Genomic DNA, 20,962 nt, shown 5'->3' with positions numbered 1-20,962 from the left:
GGCATCACCATGCGACTGCCATCCAAGGAAACTCCTTTTCACACCGCGCGCGGATCCCGTGGATAGAAGCGTTCGGGTTGCGCCTCGATATGATCGAAATGCTTGGTGTTCTTGTAGGGCATCTTCATGAAGCCGGAGATCCCCAGCCCGGAGATCAGAGGCACAGCATCGAGAATCTCCGCCAGCAAACGCGCGAATTCCTGCTCGCGCGAGGGGTCCAGAAGCCGGTAGTAACTGTGAATCTTGAGATGGTGAGGCAGGGCTTCGAAGATCAGCATGCCGGTGTGATGGATGGCATTGAGTGACTCCAGTGCCTTCAATATCTTCTCTGGCAGCACCAGCAGTTCCTCAGGGTCCGGGCCGTCCTCGAAGTAGGAGTGCACGCGCGAGTCATCCTCAAGCTCCGGCACCGCACTGACCTCATAGCTCAAGCGAGGTCTGGCCTCCCCGTCTGCCGGCGGCGCAAAGACGAAGGCGGCCTCCGGGTCTTCCCGCTCCAGGTGCAGGGTATCGCGAGCATTGAACAGACACGCCTTGAACACGCCCTGGCGATAGATGGCACGGGCCAGAGCGACCATGTTGTTGATCGCGACGACGAAGGCGGCCTTCAAGGCAGGGTCATGCAGGTGCAGCGCAGTATCCACGAAGATGCCCTGTGGCTCCCAGCGAATCGCCAGACCGCCGACGATCGGGTATTTGCCCAGACGACTGACCGCGGCCAGGAAGGCTTTTTCGGTGCCGCCCATGCCTTGCATGAAGTTCTTGTAGTAACGATCCAGCTGGACATCATTGACGGCGTCCAGCGCGTTGCCAGCATGTTCGCCGGTCTCGTCCGCCTCGAAGGCCTCACGCAGGAAGGATTTGCGCGAGGTATAGACGACCGTGTCGATCTCGCGCGTTGCCGGCCTCACCCAGACCGGCAGCAGAGACTGTGGCGGCTCGAGAGGCAATTCCGGCATCACCAGCCGTGCGATCCTGCCCATCTCGCGCAGGAAGTAGTCGCCGGCCTGCATGCGCAGCTGCGGGTCACCCGCCAGCATGCCATCGAGCAGACGCGCGAATTCACGGGGCAACCCCAGCGACACCGCCGGAATGGCGCGCGCGCCAAAGCGACACGACTGACCTGAGGCCAGCGCATAGAGTGTGGCGGCCACGCCCTGCTCATCGAAGCGCGGCGAGGACAGCGCACCATTGAGCTGCTCCTCGCCGATGAAATAGACATCGCCCAGACGCGCATTGGTCTGTTGCAGGTTGTCCGACATCAGCTGCATCACGTTGGTGGTGATGAACTGCTGATGCTCATCGAGCTGAGCGAACACCGAACTGCCCCAGTCGATCAATGCCACCTGTTCCCGCTCGACATCGAAGACCAGATTCGACGGCTTGATGTCGCCATGCACGACCGGTGGCGTACCCGCTCCCGTCGATGCCCCACGCAGCGACTTGAGAATGTCGGCCAGCTGACTGGCGATCTTGACCACCAGACGCGGCGACATGCGCCCGTGACGAAGTGAATACTCCTCCAGATTGATACCCGGCGCGCGCTGCATGACCAGAATCGACTGCCGCCGTACCCGCTGATAGCTGACCAGACGCGGAATCAGCGGGTGAGCGACCTGGTCGAGCATGTAGGCCTCTTCCTCCAGGCGGTCCTGCAGTGCCTGGGGCAGGGTCACCCGCGTGAACTTGAAGACGTGCTCTTCACGCGTGCGCCGGTCTTCGCCCAGGCGCCAGCCCGCGAACACGAAACCGTAGGCGCCCTTGCCGACCAGATGGATATCCCGGTAGCCAAGCCCCTCAAGCTGGGCAATGCACAGCGCCACCCAATCCTTGAGCTTCTTGGCATCATGATGCGAGAGCAGATAGATCGACTGCTCTTCCGGGATATAGAACTGTTGCAAGCGCTCGTGGGCGCGCGCATCACTCATGCAGGATGCTCTCTAGCTGGGGCCCCTGGATCAGACAGTGCCTCATGACAGCGACAGCAGCATTTCGTCAGGGTGCTCGAGATAGTGCTTCCACAGATTGCTGAAGCGAGCGATGGTCCCGCCATCGATGATGCGATGATCCCCCGCCCAGGTGATGGTCATGATGTCACGCGCACAGACATTGCCCTCGCCATCGAAGCGCGGCAGACGCTGAGTGCGCCCCAGCGCGACGATGGCGACCTCCGGCTGGTTGATGATCGGCGCGGCGTAGGTGCCTCCCAACGCACCGATATTGGAGATCGACAAGGTGCCGCCCTTGAGGTCTGCCTGGGCAACGCGCCCGCTGCGCGCAGCTTCGGTCAGCCGCCCGACCTCACGCGCGATCTCGAGAATGCTCAGACGTTCGACGCCCTTCACGTTCGGCACCATCAGCCCGCTGGCACTGTCCACCGCCATGCCGATGTTGCAGGCGCCCTGATAGAGAATCTCGCTCTCATCCTCACTGAGACGCGCATTGAGAATCGGCTCCTCGATGACCGCCAGCGCCATGGCCTTCATGATGAACGGCATCAGGGTCAGGCGAATGCCCTGCTGCTCGACGCGTACCTTGAGGCGTGACCGCAACACCAGCAGGTCGGTGATATCGAGCTCATCGCCATAATGGAAATGCGGGATCTGGGTGCTGGCCTGCACCATACGCTTGGCCATTACCGCCGCGACACCCTTGAGCGGTACCGCTTTCGACTCAAGGCGTGACGACCTCTCCTCGTCACTGGCCACGTCACTGGCCACAGCACACGCTTCGGCAGCTGCCTTGTCGGTCTCGGCGGCCGCGCCGACCTTGTGAGAGTCATCAGGTGTCACGTCAATCTCGCGAGCCTCGGATTGCTTGAGATATGCCAGCACATCTTCCTTCAGCACCCGGCCATTACGCCCCGAGCCTGCAATGGCCTGGATATCGAGCTGATGCTCGCGCAATAGACGGCGCACGGCAGGGGTCGCGGGTATGCGAGGCCGGCTCTCCTCGTGACGCCCGTCTTGCTTACTCTTTTTGTCGCTCTTGTCGTCGCCCTTCTGGCGGTTCTCTGACAGACGCTCTGGCTGAACCTGCTTGTGTTCAGGTGCGGTGACGTCGCTCTCAGTGCTCTCAGCGCTCTCAGCCTCTGCCTCCTCATCAGGGACATAGGCATACAGCGGCGTATGCACTCGGGCATTTTCGCCCTGGGCATAATGGAAGCGCACGATACGCCCGGGCTCCGAGGCGGTGATCTCGACCAGTGCCTTGTCGGTCATCACATCGACGATCGTCTGGTCTTCTTCCACCGTGTCACCTTCCGCGACGTGCCAGGTGACCACCTCACATTCGACGATGCCTTCGCCGATATCCGGCAGGATAAAATCACGCGAGCGCCGCTCAAGGGCCGCGGCTGTCGGTGTGGCAGCTGCCTCATTGCTGGCTGACAGAGCAGAAGCTGACGCAGCGACATCCGACTGACTGCTGGTCGCCTGGCTGGCAGCTGACTGAGTCTGTGCCGTCGAGCGAGCAGGCGCTGCAACCGTCATGACATCGCCGGCGTGATCATCCTCACGCTCGCCGTGTACGGTCTTGTCACCATCACTGTCACTGCCATCATCCACCGCAAACAGCGGCGCATGGACACGGGCAATCTCGCCTTCCTGACAGTAAAGCTTGACCACGGTACCGGCGTGGGGCGCGGGGATTTCCACCAACGCCTTGTCTGTCATGACCTCGGCCACCGGCTGATCTTCCTCGATCACGTCGCCTTCCTTGATCAACCACTTGACCAGCTCGCACTCGACGATGCCTTCGCCGATATCGGGCAGGATGAAATCATTCATGGCGCGCATCACTCCCTGTCATCAGTAATTCAAGCTTTGCTTGATGGCCTCGTAGATCTTGAGCTCGTCCGGCAGATGCTCCTTCTCGAGCACCAGCGGGAACGGCGTATCAAGGCCAGTGACGCGTCGGATCGGCGCCTCGAGATACAAAAAGCAACGCTCCTGCACGGTGGCGGCAATCTCGCTGGCAAAGCCTCCCGTCAGCGGCGCTTCATGACTGACCACCAGACGTCCCGTCTTGAGCACCGAGTCACACACCGTCTCGATGTCCCAGGGCAGAATGCTGCGCAGGTCAATGATCTCGCAGTCGATGCCATCCTGCTCGGCGAGCGCGGCGGCCTTCTCGATGACCTCCATCTGTGCGCCCCAGCCGAGCAACGTGATATCGCGGCCTTCACGAATGACGTCGGCCACGCCCAGGGGAAGTTCGTAATCGGCTTCTGGCACCTCGCCCACCGAGGCGCGATAGAGCCGCTTTGGCTCCATGAAAAGCACCGGGTTGGGGTCGCGAATCGCCGCCAGCAAGAGCCCCTTGGCCTGGTGGGGATTGCGTGGCATCACGATCTTGAGGCCCGGGGTATGCGCGAAATAGGCCTCGGGCGACTGGGAGTGATAGAGCCCGCCTGCGATGCCGCCACCATAGGGCGTGCGAATCGTCAGGCCGCCGACATCGAACAGATCACCGGAGCGATAGCGGAACTTGGCCGCCTCGTTCACGATCTGGTCAAAGGCGGGGAAGATGTAGTCGGCGAACTGGATCTCGGCCACCGGCGTCGAGCCCTGTGCCGCCAGCCCGTTGGCGAACCCGATGATGCCCTGCTCGGTGAGTGGCGTATTGAAGCAGCGCTCTCGACCGTATTTGTCCTGCAGGTGGCTGGTGGCCCGGAAGACACCACCGAATACCCCGACGTCCTCCCCGAACAGCACCACACGGGGATTGGCGGCCATGGCGATATCCAACGCATTGTTGATCGCCTGCAGCATGTTCATCTGTTTCTTGCCCGAGGCCGAGGCTGCTGCATCCTTGCTGCCAGGCGCGGCAGACGCTTCTTTCGCCGCTGAACCCACCGCAGCTGAGTCGCTTGTCGCTGAGTCTGTCACTGGTGTTTTCTCCAACGGCTGCTCACTCATCTGCTCGCTCATGATGTCTGGTCTCCATCCACAGGCTGATGGCTCTCTACCGGCTGATGGTTCTCAACAGGCTGATGGCTCTGCATGCGCTGCTGACGTGCCTGATACGCCTTGCGGCTGTCATCCAGCTCCTGCGCAGTGAATCCCATGCTGGCGGCGCCCTTGGGATAGGCATGCGGATACTTGCGAATATGCTGTTTCACGTCTTCCAGCTGCTGCGTGAGCAACGGCGTCGGCGTGTCGTAGACATCGCTGATCAGCGTGTCCAGCGCCGGTGGCGCCAGTTTCTCGGCACGCTTCATGGACTCAAGCACTTCGCGACGCAGTTGATCGCCAGTGGCCTTTTCCTCCTCCTCGCTCCACCAGCCTTGCGCTTCCAGCCAGTTGCGCATGCGCAGGATGGGGTCCTTGTCACGCCAGATGGCCTCCTCCTTCTTGCTGCGATACCCGGAGGGGTCATCCGAGGAGGAGTGCGCTGCCAGACGATAGGTCATCGCCTCGATCAATACCGGCTGATTCGTCTCGACCGCGATCTTGCGCGCCGCCAGGGTGGCTTCGTAGACGGCGATCACGTCATTGCCATCCACCCGGATGCTCTGCATGTGATAGCCGAAGGCGCGTGGCGCGATGCCATCGGCAGCGAATTGCTCGCATGACGGGGTGGAAATGGCATAGCCATTGTTGCGACACAGGAAGATGCACGGCACCCGATGCACGGAGGCCATGTTGAGGGCGGCATGGAAATCGCCCTCGGAGGCGGCCCCTTCACCGAAGATGGTGATGGTGCACTGCCCCTTGCCCGCCAGCTTCTGGCCGTAGGCATAGCCGGTCGCCTGGGGAATCTGGGTCGCCAGCGGCGAGGAGATGGTCATGTAGTGCAGGTCACGCGACCCATAGTGGATCGGCATCTGACGGCCCTTGCCGTAGTCGCGCTCGTTGCCGAACATCTGGTTCATGAATTCGTCGCAGCTGAAGCCGCGCCAGGCCAGCGCCCCCTGCTCACGGTATTGCGCCATGATCATGTCATCGTCTTGAAGCGCCGCCGCACTGCCGATCACCGTGGCTTCCTCGCCGGTGCATTGCATGTAGAAGCTCAAGCGCCCCTGGCGCTGGGCGGCCAGCATGCGCTCATCCAGCACCCGGGTGAACAGCATCGTCCGGTAGATCTTGAGCGCCGTGTCGCGGTCGATAGGTGAACTGTCCTGCGACTGGCCTCCCCGGGTATCGTCACTCTGCCCCTGTGGCACATCGACGGGATAAAGGGTGCCGTCCTGACGCAGGCGCTTGAAGATCGGGATGCAGAGTTCATCGCCGGTCATGAAGGTCAGGTGATGCAGCACCGTCGGCCCCTGCGGCGCGATCTGGTCTGCCGTCGGCATGGCGGTCAAGTCATTGAGCTCTGGCTGTGAGCCATCGGGCGGCGCGGTCCCCGGGGATACGGGTCCGCGTGTTGTTGTATCGGACATGCTCAGCGTCCTCTCTTACCGATCAGGCGTTTGAGGGATTACCCAGCCCTCGTGAGGCCGGGCAGGCAATGGCGTACCTTCATGAATGTCGAACCGCAAGCTGCCGAACCGGAAGCTGTCGATTCGACGATGACAACAGTGCCTACCATCAGACTAGTGGAAAGTCGCTCTGGCGGCCCAACGGTTAACGTTAACGTCAAGGTAACGCAAAGACAGACGATATGCCTGCCTGACAACTACTTCTTTGGTGGAACCTTTTGCGGCATGGGCTCATGCGCGTTCGGCATGGAAAGCTGAATTCGCCTGTAAGAACGCTTTTTTGCGACTAAAGGTGCAGAGGGTGAGTGAAGGCTGACTGTTAATCTTCCCGCACCAAAAAAGTGCTTAATGCAGTGCGCAATCGTGACAAGGCATCGAGACGACAGACTCGGGCGCGCCCTGAGCATCATCAGCGATGATCATCGCTAGACACCTAAGGACAGTTCCATGAGTGATTCCTCCCGCCCTAACCTGTGGCGCCGTTTGCCGTTGTGGCAGAAGATCCTGGGCGGCCTCGCCCTGGGGGTACTCGCTGGTGCCCTGATGGGAGAAAGCGCCAGCATGTTCAAGCCGCTGGGCGATATCTTCATCAATGCGATCAAGATGCTGATCGTGCCGCTGGTCTTCAGCACCCTGGTGGTCGGTATCACCTCGATGCGTGACCCGCAGAAGATGGGCCGCATAGGCGGCAAGACCATCGCCCTCTACCTGCTGACGACCGCCTTCGCGATCGCCATCGGCATGCTGGCCTCCAGCATCTTCCAGCCAGGTGCCGGCTTCGAGTTCAACTTCGACAAGGCGATGGAAACCAAGGATGCGCCCTCACTGGTGCAGATTCTGGTCGACCTGGTGCCGAGCAACCCGATCGATGCGCTGGCCAACGGCAACATCATGCAGATCATCGTCTTCGCCATCGGGATCGGCATCTCGCTGATCATGATCGGCGACAAGGGCGAGCCGGTCGTGCGCGTCTTCGATAGCTTCGCCGAAGTGATGTACAAGCTGACCGAGTTCGTGATGGCCTTCGCGCCGTTCGGTGTCTTCGGTCTGATGGCGCATGTCTCCGGCAACTACGGCCTGGATGTGCTGCTGCCGCTGGCCAAGGTGATCGGCGTGGCCTATCTGGCGAGCATCGTGCACGTGCTGGTGGTCTACTCCGGCCTGCTGGCGACGCTGGGCAAGCTGAACCCGGTGCGCTATCTGCGCGGTATCGTCGATGCACTGGTCGTGGCCTTCTCCTCGGCTTCAAGCTCCGGCACCCTGCCGATCTCCATTCGCTGCGCCCAGAAGAACCTCGGCGTCTCGGAAGGTGTCTCCGGCTTCGTGCTGCCGGTCGGCGCGACCATCAACATGGATGGCACCGCCATCTATCAGGGCGTGGTGGCACTGTTCATCGCCCAGATGACCGGCATCGAGCTGTCGATGATGGATTACGGCATGATCGTGCTGACCGGTACGCTGGCCTCCATCGGCACCGCCGGTGTGCCGGGCGCCGGCCTGATCATGCTCTCCATCGTGCTGAGCCAGGTAGGCCTGCCGCTGGAAGCCATCGCGGTGATCGCCGGTATCGACCGTATCCTCGACATGGCGCGTACCACCGTGAATGTCGCGGGCGACCTGATGGTCACCACCCTGGTCGGCAAGTCCGAGAACGAGCTGGACCTCGAGGTCTACAACGCGACCCAGCCCAAGAAGGACGCCTGACGCCAGGCGCAGGCCTTCTCGCCAGCGCCTTGCCTTGAAACACGAACGCCCCGCTCATTGAGCGGGGCGTTCGTGTTTCAAGGGCTGTGTTTAGGCTCCGTATTTCAGGCTGTCACCAACGGGGAGAGCACAAAGGCAAGGTCAGGCAGATTCCGGCGGCGAGTCGCGCAGCTCACGTCTGAGCACCTTGCCGACGTTGGTCTTGGGCAGCTCGTCGATGAAGACCACCTGACGCGGCACCTTGTAGCTGGCCAGTTCCTTGCGCGACCAGTCTCGCAGCGCATCCGCCTCGAGCTCTGCGCCATCCTTGAGCACGACATACAGCTTGATCGCCTCACCACTGCGCTCATCCACCACCGAGACGGCGGCCGCCTCGAGCACGTCCGGGTGACGCACGATGACGTCCTCGACCTCATTGGGATACACGTTGAAGCCGGAAACGATGATCATGTCCTTCTTGCGATCGACGATGCGCATATAGCCATCGTCCTGGAAGACCGCGATATCACCGGTGCGCAGGAAGCCATCGGCAGTGAAGCTGTCCTTGGTCGCCTGCTCACGCTGCCAGTAGCCCTTCATCACCTGCGGCCCCTTCACGCACAGCTCGCCCGGCTCCCCCATCGCGACCAGCGCGCCTTCATCGTCATATAGGCGCACCTCGGTGGAGGGCATCGGCCGACCGATGGTGCCGAGCTGAATGGCATCCAGCGGGTTGAACGACACGATCGGCGAGGTCTCGGTCATGCCGTAGCCCTCGGAGATATCGCTGCCGGTGACCCGCTTCCACTCTTCTGCCGCCTTGCGCGTCAGCGCCACGCCCCCTGAGGTGGTGATCTTGAGCTTCGAGAAGTCCAGTGCCTGGAAGCCGGGGTTGTTGCACAGCGCCACGAACAGCGTATTGAGACCGACGAACATCGTGAAGTCGTGCTTTTGCAGCGTCTTGACGAAGCCCGGGATATCGCGCGGATTGGGAATCAGCAGGGTGTGATTGCCTTCACTGAGCATGCAGGCCAGATGAATGGTGAAGGCGTAGATGTGATAGAGCGGCAGCGGCGCCACCAGCGTCTCATGGCCGGGATTCAAGCCCTGCGTGAGGGCCATCTTGCCTTGCAGCATGTTGGCGAGCAGGTTGCGGTGAGTCAGCATCGCGCCCTTGGCGACCCCGGTGGTGCCGCCGGTGTACTGCAGCACAGCGACATCATCGAGTGCCAGTGTCGGCCGTTCCCAGCGCTCGGACTTGCCCTGCGAGATGGCCGTGCGCAGCGAAATGGCGTCGGGCAGATGATAGCTCGGCACCAGTTTCTTGACGTGCTTGACCACGGTGTTGATCAACAGCCGCTTGAAGGCCGGGTGCATGTCGCCCAGCTCACAGACCAGCACGTACTCGAGACCAGTGCGCTCCCGCACGCGTTCGACCTTGTCCGCCATGTTGGCCAGCACCACCAACGCCCGCGCGCCGGAGTCATTGAACTGATGCTCCATCTCACGTTCGGTATACAACGGATTGGTATTCACCAGCACCAGGCCTGCACGCAGCACGGCGAAGGCCACCACCGGAAACATCAGCGTATTGGGCAGCTGGATGGCGACCCGATCGCCCAGCTTGAGGTCAGTTTCATGCTGGAACCAATCCGCCAGCTGACGACTGGTGGCATCCAGCTCCGCAAACGTCATGGTGCGGTCCATGCAGGTAAAGGCAGGACGCTCGCCATGCGCCGAGCAGGCCTTCTCCAGCATGTCCATCAGGGAGTCGTAGCCGCTGAAATCCACCTCCTGAGAAGACCGCAGGCACGACATGCCACTCATGTCGCCTGCCGTTGGCTGTGCTCGCGAAGCGTCGGGCGAGGCATCTGCCACGTGGGAAGGTTCTGTAGTGGAATCGGCAGTGGTATCGGTAGTGGACTTGCCTGACTCATCGGGTCGAGCCGCTAGGGGATCATGCATGGCGTTGCTCCTTGATCAGTACGTGGGGCGCTCGGCATCACTGCCCCCGCTACCTTGTTGTTGTAGACGTCGTTGTAAGACCTCGTTGCAAGACGTCGTCGTGAGACTAGGTCGTAAGACATCGTGGTGAGATGCGTGGTGAGGCGCTGTCGGGACTCCGTCGGGTGGGTATCAGCCTGTGGGCCCTTCACTGTCGACAGCATAGCCGCAAACCGATGCTGCGCGCCGTTGGCGAAATCGATGGACCTGTCAGCATTGGAACATACGTACGTTTGATATTACCTTGCGACCTTGGTGACATGCGCAGGCCTGCTCTGGAGCAGGGAAACAGCCCTGAGCCCAAGAAGGGAAACAGCCCTGAGCCCAAGAAGGGAAACAGCCCTGAGCCCAAGGAGGTAAACAGCCCTGACCCGAAAGCGAGAAACAACGAGGCCCCTGCCGGGGGGCAGAGGCCTCATGTCTTGCACACCGAACGCATGCGTCAGGCGCATACATCTGGCAAACGGCAACTCAGGAGAGGTCGCGGACCTCGTTCTCGATCATCTTGCGGATATGCTCCTCGTTCTCGATCATCGATTCGCCATCCTCGCGCAGCGATTTCAACAGTCCGATCATCATGGCGATCAGCACGAAGGTGAACGGCAAGGCGCCGGCGATCGAGGCCGCCTGCAGGGACTTGAGCGCCTGATCGCCCCCCAGCAACAGCAGGATCAAGGTCACGGCGCCCAGCATCATGCCCCAGATGATGCGTTGCTGAACCGGGGGGCGACGACCGAAGGCCAGCAGGCGTCCCAGCACCAGGGTGCCGGAATCCGCAGACGTGACGAAGAAGATGATCACCACGACCAGCGCGGCCACCTTGGCCACGGTCGCGGCGATGCCGGGAGTGAGCACCTCGAACGAGTGGTAGAGGGTGCCGGCGTAGTCCCAGTTGGTGACCGCAGCCGTGTAGATGCCCATGTCGGCCCCGTACAGGGACTGATAGATCCCCGCCGAGCCGATGACGCCGAACCAGACCAGCGCCACGATGGAAGGGATGACCATCACCCCGAGAATGAATTCACGGATGGTCCGGCCGCGCGAGATGCGGGCAATGAACATGCCGACGAAACCGGCCCAGGCGATCCACCAGCCCCAGTAGAAGATGGTCCAACCGCCCTGCCACACTTGCTCGTCCGGCGTGCGCGCCGTCCACAGTGTCATCGAGACGCCATCGGTGAGGTAATTCCCGAGCGCGGTGATGGAGCTCGCAATCAGATAGTTGGCGTCGCTCACCAGCAGGAAGTAGGCCAGGATGCCGAGGCAGACCCAGGTATTAAAGGTGGAAAGCAGCTTGATGCCGCGTGCAACGCCGCTGGTCGCTGACAGGGTAGCGATGACGCTGATCAACACGATGGAGACCACGGTCACCATGCGCGACTTCTCTTCGATGAGGCCCAGTGACATCAGGCCGGAGCCGATCTGCTCGACGCCCAGACCGAGCGTGGTGGCGATGCCGAAAATGGTACCGAACACGGTCAGGATATCGACGGTGTGCCCGATGGGCCCGTAGATCCGGTTGCCGATCAGCGGATAGAGGGCCGAGCGCATCGAGAGCGGCAGGCCCTTGCGGAAGGCGAAATAAGCCAGTGACAGCCCGACGATGGCATACATGGCCCAGGCGATCGTGCCCCAGTGGAAGACGGTGAGCTTGATGCCCCCGGCGGCCGCTTCCGCGACGCGGCTGTCAGGCACCGGGAAGCCTTCGTCCCCCGGCATGAGACCACTCGCCAGGGCGGCCTGCTTGGCCTCGAAGAAGGCGGCAACGGCCGCCTTGACGTCAGCACTCAGAAACGGATTGCCGCCGCTCCAGTCACTCGCGAAATGGATCATGGGCTCGGACATCGAGAAGAACAGCATGCCCGCGCCGGTCCCGCAGCCGAACAGCATCGAGAACCAGGCAAAATTGCTGAACTCGGGACGCTCATCGTCACGCCCCAGCCGAATCTTGCCGACACGCGAACACATCACGTAAAGACAGACCACGAAGGTCGAGAACATCACCAGCACGTAGTACCAGCCCAGGGTGCTCTCTATCCAGGCCTTGATGCCCAGAAACTGATCGCTGGCCGTCTTGCCCAACAGAATCGCATAGAGAATGAAGAACACGGTCATGGTGATCGCGGTGATACCGAGCGTCGAGTTGAGTCCCTTCAGGACACCTCGCTGCTCGATGAGTGCATCCAGTTCCTTTCCTTTCAACATGTTTCTACCTCGTGACGGGTTTTTATTATCATTTTTCATGATGCCGCTATCGTCGTTCGTGACAGCGGTATCGTTGTTCATGACAGCGGTATCGTTGTTCATGACTGCGGATGCCGGGGCTCAAGGAATCTCAGTCGTCATGGGGACATTGCGGGCAGATCGCGTTCACCTTCGGCCAGACATGGGCGGGAACCTTGGCAGACGACAACGCCACGGCATGTCATCTGACCCCAGCCGATATGCGACTTTGTGGGGAGAGTCCATGCTATAGGCCCCCCGCTTGCGAGACCAATAAGATCTCGACGCCGTCTGGATAAGCAGCGCTAATGCCCGAGCCGAGAAAAAGAGGCCTCACATTCTGGCGTCTTTCGACAGAGGTCCTATCCAGGCCGCATCCTTCAGGGAACCTCATCCAGACAGACAAAAGCCCCCGGCGGATCTCTCCACAAGGGGCTCTTGCGTCATGGCGACGCGTGAAGCGTCACTGACTGCCCGCTCGGATCATTGACCGACGGACTGGCTCAGACGCAGCTGGTGCAGGTAGTGCATATGACGCTCGTACTGCTCGAGCAGATCATTGATGACCTGGTCCTTGCTGTAGCCCATCAGGTCATAGGACTGACCGCCTTCCTTGAGGAAGACCTCGGCACGACAGTAGTCCTCTTCATCCCCCTCGTCTTCCTGATCCAGATTGAGGTCCGGACGCAGGTGAGAGCGAATGCGCACGCCGTAGATGAAGTCATCTTCCTCACCATGGCGTGCATTGAAGTAGACGCGATCACGGCTGATGGTGACGTCGACTTCCAGTCCCTGGCTACGCAGCTCTTCGGCCAGCTCCTGCATGCCTTCCGCGACAGTGCCGCGCAGGAAGCCACGTACCATGGCGCGCGTCGGGAAGCTCATCAGGTGCTGGGCACGCTTGCGCCAGTTGCCCTTCTCGCCCATCGGCGTCGCGGCTGCGGTGTTCACCGACAGCGAGCGGCGCTTGACGGACTCGAGATTGAGCTGACGCAGCAAGCCGAAGATCGCGGCCAGCAGAATCATGCCGAACGGCAAGGCGGTGGCGATGGTGGCGGTCTGCAGCGCCCCCAGCCCACCGGCCAGCATCAGCACGATGGCCAAAAGACCCACCGCGAAGGCCCAGTAGATACGCTGCCAGATCGGGGTGTCTTCACGACCACCGGAGGCCAGCATGTCGACCACCATCGAGCCGGAATCCGCCGAGGTGACGAAGAACACGATGACCATCACCAGCGCGATCACCGAGGTGATGGACGACAGCGGCAGCTGCTCGAGGAAGGTGAACAGGGCCAGCGAATAGTTGTCGTTGACGGTATCGACCAGCGCCGTGACGTTCTGCTCCAGAATCATCGAGATGGCGGTGTTGCCGAAGATGGTCATCCACAGCAGGGTGAAACCGGCCGGCACGAACAGCACGCCGATCACGAATTCCCGGATGGTACGGCCACGCGAGACACGCGCGATGAACATGCCGACGAACGGAGACCAGGACATCCACCAACCCCAGTAGAGCAGCGTCCAGCCACCGATCCAGTCATTGGGTTCGTAGGCGTAGAGTTCGAAGGTCTTGCCGACGATATCGGCCATGTAGAAGCCGGAATTCTGGACGAAGGCCTTGAGCAGGAAGGCGGTCGGGCCGAGCAGCAGCACGAACAGCAACAGCACCACGGCGAGGCCGAGGTTGATCTCGGACAGGATACGGATGCCCTTGTCCAGGCCGGTCACGACCGAGATGGTGGCAAGGCCGGTGATCACGACGATGATCGCGACCTGGGTCCAGTCGTTGTTCGGCATGCCGGTCAGGTGCGAGAGCCCGGCATTGACCTGTGCCACACCGTAGCCCAGCGTGGTGGCGACACCACAGACAGTGCCGACGATGGCGAAGATGTCCACCGCATGGCCGATCGGACCGTAGATGCGCTTGCCGATCAGAGGATACAAGGCACTGCGCAGCGTCAGCGGCAGGTCATGGCGATAGCTGAAGTAGGCCAGAATCAGCGCGACGATGGCGTAGATCGACCAGGCATGCAGCCCCCAGTGGAAGAAGGTCAGCTTCATCGCTTCACGTGCGGTCTCGACCTGCTCCGGGGTGCCTGTCGGCGGGTTGAGGAAGTGCATCACCGGCTCGGCCACGCCGAAGAACATCAGACCGATGCCCATGCCCGCCGAGAACAGCATCGCGAACCAGGTGACGTTGCTGTAGTCCGGCAGTGAGTGGTCCGGCCCCAGGCGAATCTCGCCATGGCGTGAGAAGCCGACATACACCACCGAGATCAGCACGATGGCCACGCACAGGATGTAGAACCAGCTCACGGTGTTGGTGATCCAATGCTGGACCGACTCGAACACGGACATGGCCGTATCCGAGAACACCGCGGTGAAGATCACCAATAACAGGATGATGGCATTCGCGCCGAAGAAGACCGGCGGGTTGACCTTGGCAAACAAGCCGGTGCGCGGCTCGGCACTGGCATCTTCGCCACCGCCCGCTGCAGGGGTATTGCGCATGGAGATTTCCTTGTGAGTGTCCGGGAGAGACGCCGTGAGCTGTCTCGGCGCCCTGCTGGCAAACAACACTATAATGAAAAAACATGATCAGATTGCGCGCGGATAATATCACCTGATGCCTACATGACCAATGTCTTGTCCAACTACCGTCCAACTTCTCGGCGTACACATGGCGCAGGATGCCATTTGTTTTCTTGATGCTTGCACGCTGGCACCCAACGTCATCGGCACACTCAAATGCCATGCTGGTCACACAGGAGTTAACGCATGAGTCGCAATCGTCATTCCGGCAAGGCCCCCCTGCGCGCGCTCGCGCTGTCTCTCGCCCTGTTGAGTGCCCTGCCGACCACGTCCGCCATGGCGGGCCCGGGGCATGGGCGCTTCGATGGGCCGGGCTACATAGGCCCCGACATCGTGATCGGGCATGGTGAGCCCGGTCGGCTGATTCGCTGGGCACCGGGTGGCCCTGGGCACGGTCATGGCCTGCCCGCCGGGGCGCGCGGTGTCTGGGTGGGCGCTACGCTGTATTTCCTGGCGGCAGGCACCTATTACCTGTGGGAAGAGAGTCAGCAGCAGTATCTGCCCGTCCAGGCCCCCGCTCAGGCGACACTCACGGCCGCGGCAGTCGATGTCATCGCCTACCCCACCAAGGGCCAGAGCGAAGACCAGCAAGCGCGTGATCGCTATGAGTGCCATCGCTGGGCCAATCAGCAGAGTGGCGCCGAAGCCAATTCCGCGGCGCCGCCCGTGACCGCCAGCAACGCAGACACCTATCGCCGCGCGCTGAGTGCCTGCTTCACCGGTCGCGGTTACAGCGTGCAATAGTCTGCTTGAGCCATGAGCATGAAAAAGCCCCGCCAGCTCGCGATGATCGCGGCCTGGCGGGGCTTTCTTGTGTCCATTGTCGGCTTTCTGCTGTCTGATTTGACTGCTTGCGGGATTTGACTGCTTGCGGGATTTGCTGCTCGTGGCGATCAGCCGCGCCGCTTCTGATGCCGTTCGCGGTTGGTGTCACGCGCCGCGCGGGATTTGCGCAACATCACCAGCGTCGCCCCCAGCCCACCGTGGCGCGGCGTGGCACTGCTCCAGGCCTGCACCTCGGGCATCTGCTCCAGCCAGTGCACCAGGTAGGCACGAATCAAGGCGGCATGCGATTCGCTGTCACGCCCCTTGCCATGAATCACCAGCAGGCAGCGCAACTCGCTGCGCCAGGCATCCTGGATGAAGCGGTGCACCTCACGGCGACACTCGATGAGCGGACGACGCATCAGATTGAGCTGCGCCTCGGGTGGGTAGCCGCCCTGGCGCAAGCGCTCCAGCACACCGGTCTGGATGCCATCACGGCGAAACTCGACCGGGTCATGCGGCGAGAGATGCTCCACGTAGCTGTCGGACAGCCCGTCCAGCTCATTGCCCAGGGTCTTCTGCGCGTCTTCACGCCGTGCCAGCTGAGCCTCGCTGGGGCCCTTGCGGGCCGTGGTGACATCGGCGCGGTCCTTGCCGCGCGTCAGGGGAGCAACGCCTTGCATCTCACGACTGAACAGATCATCCGCCTCGGCACTGCTCAACTCACGGGCATGCGCCGCCGACATCATTGCAGGGGAAAAACGTGACATGGCACCCTCCAGTCTTCACCAGGACGTGTCAATTACGTGGAGCGCGCAGCCAAGGTCGACAAACGACGACGCCCCGAGACAGAGCATGCCTCGGGGCGTCGGTTCAGCTCAAGTCGCTGACGTGATTTCTTGCGTCATCACGCCTAAAGGGCGGATCAATGCCCGGTCTTGAGCTGCTCCCAGTACTTCTGATAGATCGACAGCGCATCGCCGACATCGGTCTGGAATTCGCCGCGGGCGAGATCCTGCTGAGTCGGGAAGACCACCGGGTTGTCACGCACTTCCGGGTCCATCATGTTCTTGGCCGCCAGGCTCGGCGTGGTGTAACCCACGTACTCGCTGATTTCCTTGCTGACTTCCGGGCTGATCAGGTAATCGATGAACTGATAGGCCGCATCGACGTGACGCGCGTTGGACGGAATCGCCATGGTGTCCATCCACAGGATGATGCCTTCCTTGGGATAGACATACTCGACCGGCACGCCTTCCTGGTTCGCCTGATAGACCTCACCGTTCCAGATCAGACCGGCATCGACCTCGCCCTGCATGAAGGGCACGCGCGCCGCGTCGGAGTTGAAGGCACGCACGTTGGGCATCAGCTGGGTCAGCTTCTCGTAGGCCGCCTTGATCTCGTCCGGGTCCGTGGTGTTGCCACTGAAGCCAAGGCTTGCCAGTGCGACATGGAAGACTTCACGCATGTCGTTGGAGAGCAGCAGCTTGTCACGATACTTGTCGTTCCACAGGTCGTTCCAGCTGGTCAGTGCGCCCTCTTCGACATAGTCCGGGTTGTAACCGATACCGGCGCTGCCCCACATGTAAGGCACGCTGTACTGGTTGCCCTTGTCGAAGTCACGATCGACCAGGTTGGGGTCGAGGTCCTCGAAATGGTCGAGCTTGCTGACATCCAGCTTCTGCAGCAGACCTTCACGCGCCATCTTGTCGATGTAATAGGTCGACGGGAAGACGAGGTCGTAGCTGTTGTCGCTGTCCAGCAGCTTGAGCTTGGCGTACATCGCTTCGTTGGAATCGAAGGTGGAGTAGACGACATCGATGCCGGTCTGCTCTTCGAAGCGCTCGATGACCTCATCGGGCATGTACTCGGTCCAGTTGTAGACGTAAAGGACCTTGTCGCTGTCATCCGCGGCCAGAACGGGGGCGGATGTGGCCACGGAAGCCAGGCTGACGGCAGCCATCAGGCCAGCGGCACGCAGCGGGAAACGGGTACCTTGCATGTTATTTTTTCTCCTTGAGCAACAACTGTGAAATCAACAGCAGACAGAGCGACAGCCCCAACAGCAGGGTTGCCAATGCATTCACTTCAGGTTTGAGCCCCAGTCGCACCATCGAGTAGATGCGCAGCGGCAGCACCTCGAAGGTCGGCCCGGTGACGAAGGTCGAGATCACCACATCATCCAGCGACAGGGTGAAGCTCAGCAGCCAGCCGGAGGCGATCGCCGGCATCAGCGCCGGTACCAGCACGTGCCAGACGGCGCGGGCTTCACTGGCACCGAGATCACGCGCCGCTTCCAGCAACTGCGGGTTGATGCCCGTCAGGCGGGAATAGACAGTGATCACCACGAACGGCAGACAGAAGGTGGCGTGCGAGACCAGCAGCGAGAAATAGCCCAGCTGGATACCCAACGCAATGAACAGCGCCAGGAAGGCGATCGCCATCACGATGTCCGGCATCATCATCACCGTGAACAGCATGCCATTGAGCAGCGGCTTGCCGCGGAAGCGATAGCGATAAAGCGCGGTGGCCGTCAGCGTGCCGATCAGGGTCGCCAGCGTCGCCGCCGTCACCCCGAGCCACAGCGTATTGAGCGCAGCCTCCATCAGATTGCCATTGCCCAGCAGCTTGTCGTACCAGCGCAGGCTGAAGCCGCCCCACACGAAGGGATTGCGTGAGTCATTGAACGAGATGCCGATCAACACCAGGATCGGCACATACAACAGCGTGAAGATCAGCGTCAGGTAACAGCGGCTGAACCAACGCAGCGCGGCGCTCGCCTTCATAGGGTCACCTCACGCTTGAAGAGCTTGACGCTGCGGTAATAGGCCAGCAGCAGGAACGCCATCACCAGTGTCAGCATCACGCTGATCGCCGCGCCGAAGGTCCAGTTGTTGGCCTCCAGGAACTGGCCCTTGATGATGTTGCCGATCAGCGGATGGCGCGAGCCGCCCAGCAGGTCCGAGACATAGAACATGCCCATCGCCGGCAGGAACACCAGCAGCACGCCCGCGATGATGCCCGGCATGGTCAGCGGCAGCACGATATGGCGGAAGGTGGCCAGGCCATTGGCACCAAGGTCGCGGGCCGCCTCCAGCGTCGGGCGGCTCAGCTGCTCGAAGACGGCATACAGCGGCAGGATCATGAACGGCAGCAGCATGTAGACCAGCCCCACGATCACCGCCTCCTCGGTATACAGCAGACGCAGCGGCGCATCGATCAGGCCGAGATTCATCAGCACATCATTGAGCAGGCCGCGTGTCGCGATCAGCGTGCGCAGGGCATAGATGCGGATCAGCGAGTTGGTCCAGAACGGAATGATCACCAACAGCAGCAGCAAGGGCTGCAGGCGCGGGCTGGCCCGCGAGATCATCCACGCGAAGGGATAGCCGAGCAGCAGACAGATCAGCGTCGTGATCAGGCCGATCCACAGCGAATGGCCGAAGACGCTCAGATACACCGGACTGACCATCTGGCCATAGTTGGTCAGAAAGCCCTGCCAAAGCGTGCTCAGCGTCAGCTCACCGCCCAGCAGCTGGCCGGTGTTTTCCGGCATCAGACTGACCAGCACCACCAGCAGCGTCGGGGCCAGCACCAGCACGATCAGCCAGCCCCAGATGATGGTCAGGGTGGCGGTCTTGAAGGGATTGCGCACCAGACTCATGCACCCGCCCCCGTCACGGCCGGCTCATCATCGGGCAGGATGATCTCCCAGTCCGGTACCCAGCTGACGCGCACGCGCTCGCCGAGGCGGTAATCGAAGTCAGGGTCATCCTCGTCGAAGAACTCGCTGGCCAACAACTGCTGACCGCTGTCCAGCTCCAGCACCGTGTCCAGGGTCATGCCCTTGTAGTTGCGCTCGATGACGCGCGCCGGGAAACCTTCGCTGTCCTCGGCGCCCTTGAGTCGCATGTCTTCCGGGCGCAGCAACACCTGCACCGCCTCTCCGCCCTGATAGGTGCGACCATGGCTGCTGAGTTCCAGCGTCTGACCGAGCAGCGTGATCTCGATGCGCCCGGCCGTCGCCGCGGGGCGCACGACCTGCGCCGCCAGCTGGTTGATCTCACCGACGAAGCGCGCCACGAACAGCGTGCTCGGCGATTCATAGACCTCACGCGGCGTACCGATCTGCTCGATACCGCCTTCGCGCATCACCACCACGCGATCGGACATCGACAGCGCCTCTTCCTGATCGTGGGTGACGAACACGAAGGTGATGCCTAGGCGACGCTGCAGGCGCTTGAGCTCGTTCTGCATCTGCTTGCGCAGCTTGTAATCCAGCGCCGAGAGCGGCTCATCGAGCAGCAGGACGCGGGGACGCTTGACCACGGCGCGGGCAATCGCGATGCGCTGCTGCTGCCCGCCGGAGAGCTGGTCCGGGCGGCGGTCCGACAGATGGGCCAGTTGCACCATCTCCAGCGCTTCGCGCACCCGCTCATGAATCTCGGCCTTGGCGACCTTTTCCATGCGCAGCCCGAAGGCCACGTTGTCGTAGAGGTTCATGTGCGGAAACAGCGCATAGCTCTGGAAGACGGTATTGACCGGGCGCTGGTGAGCGGGACGCTCATGCAAGGCCGTCGACTCGAGCGTGATGGTGCCGCTATCCGGCGATTCGAAGCCGGCGATCATTCTCAGCACGGTGGTCTTGCCGCAACCGGACGGGCCCAGCAGCGTGACGAACTCACCATCGTTCAAATCCAGGTCAAGGCTGTCCAACACCTTGCGATCACCAAAGGTCTTGGAAATGCCACGCAGCTTGACCAGCGGGGCCTTCTCAGGAGCAGAGCTTTTCATCGGCGGGTTGTCACCTCCAGCGGGCGTCGCGAACGGCACCCTCATGCATGTCAGGCGCGCCAGGGACTGGCACGCCACATCGTCAATTCCATCGTGCCTGGCCACCGGCTGACTGCCAGCTCTCGCCGCTCGCTTTGGCGCTGGCGCGCAGGTCGCGCAAAGGTCACATCAGACAGCGGAAAGGCGCCGTCGCCAGTCTGGCATGCCAACCTTTCACTTGCGTGTCTGCCCGGCGAGCCGCTGCCAGCTGACCTGTCTCATTCATGCCTCGACCACGCCTCACCCTTACCTCGCTCACTCCTCACCCTGGCTCTCCAGCGTGCAGGCCGAATTGCGGCAAGGCAGGCGAGCGGTTCCGGTTGATGTGCGAGAGACAAAGGAAAAGGCCCGAACAGGTGTCGGGCCTTTTCATTGCCGTCATCGCTTTCGATATCGGGGCATCGGCATCCGCCTCAACCCCCGTCGGGATGAGCAGAC

At 61.6% G+C, this 20,962-nt stretch carries 15 protein-coding genes and 1 pseudogene; 3 read left to right on the top strand and 13 right to left on the bottom strand.

Translation table 11 applies throughout. From position 1 onward, the window contains the following. Window positions 1–38: 38 nt before the first annotated feature. The 5 genes and pseudogenes from CLAM6_RS08510 to CLAM6_RS08495 form a co-directional block, all read right to left on the bottom strand. Window positions 39–1,928 carry a protein kinase domain-containing protein gene (locus CLAM6_RS08510; protein ID WP_153635748.1) on the bottom strand — a complete coding sequence of 630 codons (1,890 nt, stop codon included), beginning with the start codon at window positions 1,926–1,928 and terminating at the stop codon, window positions 39–41. 42 nt (window positions 1,929–1,970) lie between these two features. Further along, the gene (locus CLAM6_RS08505) at window positions 1,971–3,323 is read right to left on the bottom strand and encodes a 2-oxo acid dehydrogenase subunit E2 (protein ID WP_242007808.1); all 1,353 of its coding nucleotides are present in this window, start codon (window positions 3,321–3,323) and stop codon (window positions 1,971–1,973) included. 306 nt (window positions 3,324–3,629) lie between these two features. After that, a pseudogene (locus CLAM6_RS18205) lies at window positions 3,630–3,788 on the bottom strand (biotin/lipoyl-containing protein); the annotation flags it as partial. A 21-nt stretch (window positions 3,789–3,809) separates the two neighbouring features. Then, entirely contained in the window at window positions 3,810–4,778 is a 969-nt protein-coding gene (locus tag CLAM6_RS08500) for an alpha-ketoacid dehydrogenase subunit beta (protein ID WP_043333588.1), read from the bottom strand. A 149-nt stretch (window positions 4,779–4,927) separates the two neighbouring features. Continuing rightward, window positions 4,928–6,298: a thiamine pyrophosphate-dependent dehydrogenase E1 component subunit alpha gene (locus CLAM6_RS08495; RefSeq protein ID WP_441303523.1), complete on the bottom strand. Its 1,371-nt coding sequence runs from the start codon at window positions 6,296–6,298 to the stop codon at window positions 4,928–4,930. Window positions 6,299–6,466: 168 nt separating this feature from the next. Here CLAM6_RS08495 and CLAM6_RS17855 point away from each other — a divergent pair, with 168 nt between their 5' ends. Together CLAM6_RS17855 and CLAM6_RS08490 are read left to right on the top strand one after the other, a co-directional pair. Continuing rightward, on the top strand, window positions 6,467–6,682 hold the full coding sequence (locus CLAM6_RS17855; protein WP_206752249.1) for a hypothetical protein: 216 nt from the start codon (window positions 6,467–6,469) through the stop codon (window positions 6,680–6,682). A 189-nt stretch (window positions 6,683–6,871) separates the two neighbouring features. Beyond that, a complete protein-coding gene (locus tag CLAM6_RS08490) occupies window positions 6,872–8,128 on the top strand; it encodes a dicarboxylate/amino acid:cation symporter (protein ID WP_054556697.1) in 1,257 nt (418 codons plus the stop codon). Window positions 8,129–8,269: 141 nt separating this feature from the next. Here the strand turns inward: CLAM6_RS08490 and CLAM6_RS08485 are convergent, their stop codons facing one another. The 3 genes from CLAM6_RS08485 to CLAM6_RS08475 all read right to left on the bottom strand — a co-directional run bounded on the left by CLAM6_RS08485 (window position 8,270) and on the right by CLAM6_RS08475 (window position 14,845). Beyond that, window positions 8,270–9,934, bottom strand: coding sequence for an AMP-binding protein (locus CLAM6_RS08485; RefSeq protein ID WP_153636859.1), 1,665 nt, complete (start codon window positions 9,932–9,934; stop codon window positions 8,270–8,272). A gap of 648 nt (window positions 9,935–10,582) precedes the next feature. After that, window positions 10,583–12,316 (bottom strand): BCCT family transporter, encoded by a 1,734-nt coding sequence (locus CLAM6_RS08480; protein ID WP_153635746.1) that lies wholly within the window; start codon window positions 12,314–12,316, stop codon window positions 10,583–10,585. 501 nt (window positions 12,317–12,817) lie between these two features. Then, window positions 12,818–14,845 carry a BCCT family transporter gene (locus CLAM6_RS08475; RefSeq protein ID WP_153635745.1) on the bottom strand — a complete coding sequence of 676 codons (2,028 nt, stop codon included), beginning with the start codon at window positions 14,843–14,845 and terminating at the stop codon, window positions 12,818–12,820. A 267-nt stretch (window positions 14,846–15,112) separates the two neighbouring features. Between CLAM6_RS08475 and CLAM6_RS17810 the strand changes: the two genes are divergently transcribed. Beyond that, a complete protein-coding gene (locus tag CLAM6_RS17810) occupies window positions 15,113–15,670 on the top strand; it encodes a hypothetical protein (RefSeq protein ID WP_153635744.1) in 558 nt (185 codons plus the stop codon). Between the two features lie 149 nt (window positions 15,671–15,819). On the opposite strand, the gene smrA is transcribed toward CLAM6_RS17810, so the two are convergent. The 5 genes from smrA to potA all read right to left on the bottom strand — a co-directional run bounded on the left by smrA (window position 15,820) and on the right by potA (window position 20,485). Further along, the gene (smrA, locus tag CLAM6_RS08465) at window positions 15,820–16,461 is read right to left on the bottom strand and encodes a DNA endonuclease SmrA (RefSeq protein WP_225348067.1); all 642 of its coding nucleotides are present in this window, start codon (window positions 16,459–16,461) and stop codon (window positions 15,820–15,822) included. Between the two features lie 155 nt (window positions 16,462–16,616). Further along, complete coding sequence (locus CLAM6_RS08460; RefSeq protein WP_197738736.1) at window positions 16,617–17,693, bottom strand: extracellular solute-binding protein; 1,077 nt, start codon at window positions 17,691–17,693, stop codon at window positions 16,617–16,619. A 1-nt stretch (window position 17,694) separates the two neighbouring features. Then, on the bottom strand, window positions 17,695–18,477 hold the full coding sequence (potC, locus tag CLAM6_RS08455; protein ID WP_043333579.1) for a spermidine/putrescine ABC transporter permease PotC: 783 nt from the start codon (window positions 18,475–18,477) through the stop codon (window positions 17,695–17,697). Continuing rightward, entirely contained in the window at window positions 18,474–19,355 is an 882-nt protein-coding gene (gene potB, locus CLAM6_RS08450; RefSeq protein ID WP_153635743.1) for a spermidine/putrescine ABC transporter permease PotB, read from the bottom strand. The genes potC and potB overlap by 4 nt, the downstream gene beginning before the upstream one ends. After that, window positions 19,352–20,485: a spermidine/putrescine ABC transporter ATP-binding protein PotA gene (gene potA, locus CLAM6_RS08445; protein WP_153635742.1), complete on the bottom strand. Its 1,134-nt coding sequence runs from the start codon at window positions 20,483–20,485 to the stop codon at window positions 19,352–19,354. Before potA ends, potB begins: the two co-directional genes overlap by 4 nt. Window positions 20,486–20,962: the final 477 nt, after the last annotated feature.

Source organism: Cobetia sp. AM6 (genome assembly GCF_009617955.1).
In the GTDB taxonomy this organism is placed as follows: domain Bacteria; phylum Pseudomonadota; class Gammaproteobacteria; order Pseudomonadales; family Halomonadaceae; genus Cobetia; species Cobetia amphilecti.
This window is presented reverse-complemented; position numbering and strand designations above follow the sequence as displayed.

What these genes read in the sequence shown, in the direction of transcription:
- CLAM6_RS08510 (WP_153635748.1), bottom strand. Translation starts at nt 1,928, where the DNA reads ATGAGTGATGCGCGCGCCCACGAGCGCTTGCAACAGTTCTATATCCCG.
- CLAM6_RS08500 (WP_043333588.1), bottom strand. Translation starts at nt 4,778, where the DNA reads ATGAACATGCTGCAGGCGATCAACAATGCGTTGGATATCGCCATGGCC.
- CLAM6_RS08495 (WP_441303523.1), bottom strand. Translation starts at nt 6,298, where the DNA reads ATGCCGACGGCAGACCAGATCGCGCCGCAGGGGCCGACGGTGCTGCAT.
- CLAM6_RS17855 (WP_206752249.1), top strand. Translation starts at nt 6,467, where the DNA reads ATGAATGTCGAACCGCAAGCTGCCGAACCGGAAGCTGTCGATTCGACG.
- CLAM6_RS08490 (WP_054556697.1), top strand. Translation starts at nt 6,872, where the DNA reads ATGAGTGATTCCTCCCGCCCTAACCTGTGGCGCCGTTTGCCGTTGTGG.
- CLAM6_RS08485 (WP_153636859.1), bottom strand. Translation starts at nt 9,934, where the DNA reads ATGAGTGGCATGTCGTGCCTGCGGTCTTCTCAGGAGGTGGATTTCAGC.
- CLAM6_RS08480 (WP_153635746.1), bottom strand. Translation starts at nt 12,316, where the DNA reads ATGTTGAAAGGAAAGGAACTGGATGCACTCATCGAGCAGCGAGGTGTC.
- CLAM6_RS08475 (WP_153635745.1), bottom strand. Translation starts at nt 14,845, where the DNA reads ATGCGCAATACCCCTGCAGCGGGCGGTGGCGAAGATGCCAGTGCCGAG.
- CLAM6_RS17810 (WP_153635744.1), top strand. Translation starts at nt 15,113, where the DNA reads ATGAGTCGCAATCGTCATTCCGGCAAGGCCCCCCTGCGCGCGCTCGCG.
- smrA (WP_225348067.1), bottom strand. Translation starts at nt 16,461, where the DNA reads ATGTCACGTTTTTCCCCTGCAATGATGTCGGCGGCGCATGCCCGTGAG.
- CLAM6_RS08460 (WP_197738736.1), bottom strand. Translation starts at nt 17,693, where the DNA reads ATGCAAGGTACCCGTTTCCCGCTGCGTGCCGCTGGCCTGATGGCTGCC.
- potC (WP_043333579.1), bottom strand. Translation starts at nt 18,477, where the DNA reads ATGAAGGCGAGCGCCGCGCTGCGTTGGTTCAGCCGCTGTTACCTGACG.
- potB (WP_153635743.1), bottom strand. Translation starts at nt 19,355, where the DNA reads ATGAGTCTGGTGCGCAATCCCTTCAAGACCGCCACCCTGACCATCATC.
- potA (WP_153635742.1), bottom strand. Translation starts at nt 20,485, where the DNA reads ATGAAAAGCTCTGCTCCTGAGAAGGCCCCGCTGGTCAAGCTGCGTGGC.